A 6,065-nucleotide genomic window follows, 5' to 3' on the forward strand; every position below is an offset into this window, starting at 1 on the left:
TTCCACACAGCCTCGGCTCAAAGCGACCTCAGCCCCACGGCCACCAACTGCGGCGCTTTGGTGGGGATAAAAGCAGCGCAGTTGCCTGTTGTCGCCAGTGATCGCGATCCGCCATCAGGTCGGCATTTATCTCGCGCTCACGGTTCAGGGCTGCCTCCAAAGCCTCACGCATCATCTGATTTTCGCGCTCAAACGCCTTGAAATCAGGTGCTTCATCTGGTGTTGCGGATCGTTGCATGAGCCGCTTCACTTGAGTTGCACCTGCAACAGCAGGGAAGACCCTGTGCAGTTCGGCAGGATCAATGATCCATGCCCCGGATTCGTCCTTTTTCCCTGAAATTCTTCCACTCTTGAGCGCCCGGGTGATGGTCGCCTTTGATATTCCAGTCGCTGTTGCAGCCTGTCCCGCTGTGTATTTCATGGAGCGTCACCTTCTGGCGCTGCAACAGGTGCATGGTGTTGCATGGTCAAACCCGCCCCACCTTGGCACAGAAGCTGCTGAAAGCCTGCTCGATGTTCTGCGCATCGAGGGCAAGACCCTTCCCGGCGCACCATGCGCGGAATTTCTCGGCAATCATGGTGTTGTCCATATTGCAGCCCGTAGCCCGCTTGAGGTCGCGCCAATGCGCGTCGAACTCGATGCTGCCTGATGCCGGGAAAGCCCTCGCCACCGTCGCGGCCGAGCCGTCGCGCCGCGCCTTCCGGCCTGCGCTGTGGCCCTGCAATTCTTGCTTGGCCGGGGCCGGATCGTCCTTCACCTGCCAGCCGATGGTGACGCTGGCCACCGTGCGCCCGATTTTGTTCGCGGTGACGGTCAGGTTCAGGCGGGAAAGCTGGTTGATCTCGGCAATGGCGGGCTGAATGGCCCGAGCATTCAGGTCTGCGAAGCGATCCAGCTTGCCCGCTGTGACCCCGAGCAGCGCCCGCAACTCTGGCACGGTGAAGCTCTTGGACTCGATCCGGTTGAGGTTCACGAGGCTGGAAACGTGCTGGAAGAGCAGCACGGAATACTTGCTGCCGAGGTGGAAAACGGTCTGGCGGTCGAGGATCGCCCAATGGTTCGATTCCGCCGCCATGCGCCGGAACGTCCGAGCAAACCACCATGACACCACGAGGTCTCCACTGGCTTCGCTGCGGTAGTCTATGCGCGCTTCGTCCAGCAGCCCGCCGATGGTGACGACCATCTTTTCCGGGTCATCCTGAGTCAGGACCGCCGCCCGCAACTCCCCAAAAAGCGGGGTGAGGCTGGCGCGGTCATGGTTCCTCATGCCGTCGATCTTGCGAATGTCGGAGAGCCGAATTTCGTGCTGGACCTCATCAGCCATGCGCCCGCCTGCCGTGCCAATCATCAGGTGCATCAGCTTCAAGGCCTGAAGGCTGGGGGCATTCTGCATGTAGGTGCCGCGCGCTACCTCGGCGGGCAACACGGTTTTGGTCTGATCAAAAGCCCGGTCGCGGGCAACGTCGAGTGTCTTTCCCATGGTGACATAGTTTATTGACATCATGTCACCTGTCAATGCGCAATTTTGGCCCGATTTGTCACCTGAGCGGCCCGATTTGTCACCTGAGCGGCCCGATTTGTCACCGATAAGGCTGTAAGGTATTGTAGTTTATATATAATTTCAGCCTGAACTTATAGAACTATAGAACAAGAAGGGCTGCGCCCCTTTTTTCAGATGATTTTGGGGGCAGAAATTGGCCCGCGTGGCGGTCAGCTGGGGCCGAATGATGACTTTGACAGGGCTTGCCGGACCACCTCCTGAGCAGGCTGTGGAAGATCGAGGAGTGGCTTTGCTTCTGGCGGGAGCGGGGCGGGCTTGAACTGGGCAAGACCAAGGTGCTTCCCGATGGCCACTATCGTCTTTCGGATCAGGTTCATGGTTTCTTGCAGGAACGGGTTACGGACTTGGAAGGCGGCTTCGACCTGCCTTTGGCTTGCATGTTGTCGCAAGCGTTCGATCCCATTGCCGACTTCGGATGCCAACTTCAGGTATATATCCTGATCCATGAAATCAGCGAAGAAGGCTTCTTGGTCTGCGGGGCTGTAGGTGCTGAACCGTTGCGCCCATTCCAATGGGTTTGCGTCAGGGGCGCACTCGATTTCAGCGGCAATGGTCTCGCGCAGCTCCGGCTTTGTGCTGAACATCAGAACAGCAAAGGTTGCCGGATTCGGCCCATGCTCCCGGACGGTTCTCAAAAGCGCAGGAACAGCGGCGGTCACGATGGCAGTTTCAATCTCTTGGGCCTGCCGGTCAGCCTCTGCCGCCTCGTGGGCTTCCAGAGCCTCTACAGCCGCCCGTAGCGGCCCTAGGCGGGCCAGAGCAGCTTTCTCCATGTGCTCGGCCTCCTTGGCCCTCTCCGTGGCTATCTGCGCATCTGCGTGGGCATCTGCAATGATCTGGTTGGCCTCGCGGCAGGCATCTTCATAAATTTCCAGATTGGCGTCCTTCGCCTTCTCAGCCTCTCTGGCGTAAACCTCGGCGTGGACATGCTCCCGGCCCGTCAGCTCCTTGCTCTGGCCGCGTTCGATCCGGGCATCCAGCCTCTGCTGGCACCACCGCGCCCAACTGGACTGCATCGCAGCCCCGCTGGTCTTGAGGTTTGGGTCCAGCGCTTGTTCAGCTTCCAGAAGCTCGGCCTTGGCCTTCCGGCAGGAGATGACGGCTTTGGCCTTCCCGGACTTGTGCGCCTGCTGGCGCACCGGTGACATGAAGAGATCGACCACGCCCGCGCCCCTCTCGTCCGTGTCATAGCGCACGGCCCAGACCGATCCGGCCCCGCCCCAGCTCTCGGCCCATGTTTGCGCCTCGACCACGAGCTGACGGACGCGAGGATTGTTCGGGTCGCGAGGATCTGCACCGCCCTCGGCCAACCATTCCGGCGAGACCACCGCCTTGAACTCGATGGCCAACCCGGCTCCCTTGCGCTCGCCGGCTCCGAACTCCCGCTTGTGCGCCTTGAAAGCTTCCACGTAGTCCATCGGCCCGCTTTCCGCCTTGCACCAGGCGATGGGGTCGCGGGGTAAAACCACTCTGCCCTGGGCAACAGGATCGAGGCGCTTGGCGTGACTTTCGGCGGATGCGATGCCGCCGCGCCCGGTGCCGATCGACTTCAACGAGCCTGCGCGAATGACGGCTTTGAACTGCGGCGACATCAAGAAAGAATTCCTCTCTGTTTCACAGAAAGTAACACACTACCGATTGACCACCAAGGGGGCCGCTCCGCTTCAATCCGTGTGCTGCTGCGCAGGCAAGAGAAGCCGCCTGCGGCGGCTCGATCCGGCCCCTTGCCAGCCCTGTGGGATGGGCGCTGCGGGTCAGGATCGGAGAAGAGACAGCCCCGGCCCGCTCTCTCCACAAAGGGCCGTAGGGACGGGGCTGGCGGCGGTGCGGCTGGGAGGTCAGGTGCGTTTTCTGTGGATTATGGAATTTTGTCTCTGCGCATTTTCAGGGTCGGAACGCAGATACTCCTTGTCCCCCCACGGAGTATCCAACATGTCGAAAGTCATCCTGCTTGCCGCCCTGATCATCCTCGTGACCGCAGGGCCGTGCTTCTAACCAAGCCGCCGCCCCGGACCTCAGTTCTGCTCGACCGTCCACCCCCGGCCGATGCCAACCGTGATGTAATACGATGCTTCCTCGCATCCGATGCTGATCATCACATTGCGCCGCGTTTCGGGGTTGGTCCTCGGCACCTGCCCTCCCATTGCGAGCACTTGGCTGCATGGGTGGCCACGCATGTCGAGGACGTCACGCATCCAGATCGCGAGTTCCTCCGCCGTCATGTCCTGCTGAGCGAGGTCTTCCTCAAGCTCTGACGTTATTGAGGGTGCCGCAAATGCCGGTAGGCCCAAGCAAGTCATTACGGCGATGATGCAGGCGAGCCGCTGAGGCATATTTGGTTCTCCATTTGTGTGCCGGTTGCGCCAGTGTCACCAGCCGCCATCGTCAGGGTCACCGGGCGGCAGCGGATTCTTTGGCGGCGGTAGGTTATGCGTGTCGAGCGGCTTCAACTGGCCCTCAAAGGGCGGCAGAGGCTTCGCCAGCGCAAGGGCCGCCTCAAGCAGAGCGTCTGCAAAAGCCCGCTCTCGCTCGCCCATGGCTCGCCAATCGTATGACTCGCTGTGCAGATACAGACTGTTTGCCTCAAAGCCCGTCAGCACCTGTTTCTTGGTGTGGCGCGCTGCGATCCGGGCCAGAACCGGCCAGCTTGTCACGGTGTGCAGGCTGTCAGGGCCGAAATCTTGGGTCATGGTTCTTCCACGGGTTCTTGCAGGCGAATAACCGGCGGTTGATTGTGCTGCATTGCCTGCCACAGATCGTAGTTGGCCTGCATTGCCATCCATGTTCGGGCAGTGCTGACACCAGCCTGCTCTAGCCTGATAGCGAGATCAGGGCGGATGCCTGCTTTGCAGGCCAGCACCCGTGACAGTCGCGTGCGCGACATCGCCAACTTCTCTGCGGCTTCGGTCACGGACAGCCCCAAAGCTGCAATCACATCCTCTTTGAGGATTTCGCCCGGATGGACCGGGCAGCGCTCGTTCCACATGCTATGCCTGCCTTCGCGGTCTGCCGGGGCCAAGCTTGGCCGCATCGAGCGCGTTGATGGCGTCGAGAATGTTCATGCCCCGGCTTCCTTTTGGTGCCTGATGGCGAGAATCGTCACGGCATCTTCGTCAATACGGTAACGGGCGACATAGCCGCTGTCGCCGAAGTCGATGAGCCATTCCCGGAACTGTTCGGGCATGTCCTCGATCACCCGGCCAACGCGGGGGTATGCGCCGAGTATCTTCACCCCCTGTCGGATTGCCTCACCAGCCCGGCGAGCAGCATCCGCGTTCTTGGGACGCAGAAAATCCCTCAGCCGTTGCAAGTCCCGGATCGCAGCCGGGGCAAAGATCACTTGTGACATTCAGGGGCAGGCAGCTCGTTATCGGTTCCCCAGCTTTCCAGCCACTTATCGACCTCTTCGGCGGTGGCGTGGAGGCCGGTCGTCTGGAACTCTTCCCATGCCGACAAAGCGTCCTGACGGAATGCCTCGCGCTTTTCCTCGCGCTCGACATACTGCGAAATCGCCTCGCGCATGATCCAGTGCGAGGTGCGCTTGCGGGTTTCGGCGAGGTGCTGGACGCGCCCCTTTATGTCGTCATCCAGCTTGATGGACGTTGCAGATGCCATGTGCGCCTCAAAGGTAATACCTTACGCTACTATATAGCACTTTATGAGGCTTGTCCAAGAATGCTAGGGACGAACGACAGCTACGCGGGACGGAGCGGACGTAGACTTTTTCCAATGGATCGCAGACCTATATGTGATCAGAATGAGTTGCTTGGGATGTAGCCAGTGGAAACTGCAGGTCGGGTTTTTGAGACTCTTGACGCCCTCAAGAGCGCAGACCAAAACGTGTTTCAGTCGGGTAGGGGGTCGGTCGTTGAGCCTGCCCCGACCTGTTCAGCGTGGCACATGCGGGGAGCTCTTCCGAACAGCAGTGGGACATACCCGCAGATAAGGCGCTTGTTCCTGCAAGATTGTAGTCAACTGCATACATTCACATGGGCGAAGAGCTTTCCGAATCTTGAAAAGCTGTGGGTTTACGGGTCGGACAAGATTTCTGATCTTGAAGGAATTCAAGTTGCCAAGTGTCTTAAGTCTTTGACAATATGGCCTTCATTCTCCGCTACGATCACTCTGAATAGTCTTTCCCCGATAAGGTCGCTCGAAAATCTGGAGGAGTTAGTCTACTCAGGACGGACCCGCGATGGCTCTCTGGAGGCGCTGAACACCCTTCACAACCTAAAGACCGTGTTCTTCTCAAACTCCTACTCATGGCAAGAGATCGCCCTATTTGAGGCTCACCACCCGACGGTTGGCTTTCCTTGGAAAGGTGGCGTGTTCCCAGCCGCAAATCCCGGTCTTTTGAAGTGTAAGAGTTGTGGGGCGGCACAATCTATGCTGACAGGAAAAGGCCTTCGTCTCGCATGCCCAACGTGTGACGCCGCATATATCGAAAAACATCTCAAGCGTTACAACCAACGACCGTCCGCTTAGGGCTTAGGCTGTGTGGAA

Annotated in this window: 8 protein-coding genes; all 8 read right to left on the reverse strand. The window is 59.4% G+C overall.

Going from position 1 to position 6,065, the window contains the following annotated elements; genetic code table 11:
* Positions 1 to 28 precede the first annotated feature (28 nt).
* Positions 29 to 421, reverse strand: coding sequence for a MerR family transcriptional regulator (locus tag EG244_RS19715; RefSeq protein WP_124966860.1), 393 nt, complete (start codon positions 419 to 421; stop codon positions 29 to 31).
* Positions 422 to 467: 46 nt separating this feature from the next.
* On the reverse strand, positions 468 to 1,502 hold the full coding sequence (locus EG244_RS19720) for a replication initiation protein (protein ID WP_233589082.1): 1,035 nt from the start codon (positions 1,500 to 1,502) through the stop codon (positions 468 to 470).
* A 209-nt stretch (positions 1,503 to 1,711) separates the two neighbouring features.
* The gene (locus EG244_RS19725; RefSeq protein WP_124966861.1) at positions 1,712 to 3,154 is read right to left on the reverse strand and encodes a hypothetical protein; all 1,443 of its coding nucleotides are present in this window, start codon (positions 3,152 to 3,154) and stop codon (positions 1,712 to 1,714) included.
* A 423-nt stretch (positions 3,155 to 3,577) separates the two neighbouring features.
* Complete coding sequence (locus EG244_RS19730) at positions 3,578 to 3,895, reverse strand: hypothetical protein (protein WP_124966862.1); 318 nt, start codon at positions 3,893 to 3,895, stop codon at positions 3,578 to 3,580.
* A gap of 36 nt (positions 3,896 to 3,931) precedes the next feature.
* A complete protein-coding gene (locus EG244_RS19735) occupies positions 3,932 to 4,252 on the reverse strand; it encodes a hypothetical protein (protein WP_124966863.1) in 321 nt (106 codons plus the stop codon).
* The gene (locus tag EG244_RS19740; RefSeq protein ID WP_124966864.1) at positions 4,249 to 4,548 is read right to left on the reverse strand and encodes a HigA family addiction module antitoxin; all 300 of its coding nucleotides are present in this window, start codon (positions 4,546 to 4,548) and stop codon (positions 4,249 to 4,251) included. Before EG244_RS19740 ends, EG244_RS19735 begins: the two co-directional genes overlap by 4 nt.
* A gap of 72 nt (positions 4,549 to 4,620) precedes the next feature.
* On the reverse strand, positions 4,621 to 4,911 hold the full coding sequence (locus EG244_RS19745) for a type II toxin-antitoxin system RelE/ParE family toxin (protein ID WP_124966865.1): 291 nt from the start codon (positions 4,909 to 4,911) through the stop codon (positions 4,621 to 4,623).
* On the reverse strand, positions 4,899 to 5,177 hold the full coding sequence (locus tag EG244_RS19750; protein ID WP_124966866.1) for a CopG family ribbon-helix-helix protein: 279 nt from the start codon (positions 5,175 to 5,177) through the stop codon (positions 4,899 to 4,901). Before EG244_RS19750 ends, EG244_RS19745 begins: the two co-directional genes overlap by 13 nt.
* Positions 5,178 to 6,065 lie beyond the last annotated feature (888 nt).

The organism is Falsigemmobacter faecalis (assembly GCF_003863335.1).
In the GTDB taxonomy this organism is placed as follows: domain Bacteria; phylum Pseudomonadota; class Alphaproteobacteria; order Rhodobacterales; family Rhodobacteraceae; genus Wagnerdoeblera; species Wagnerdoeblera faecalis.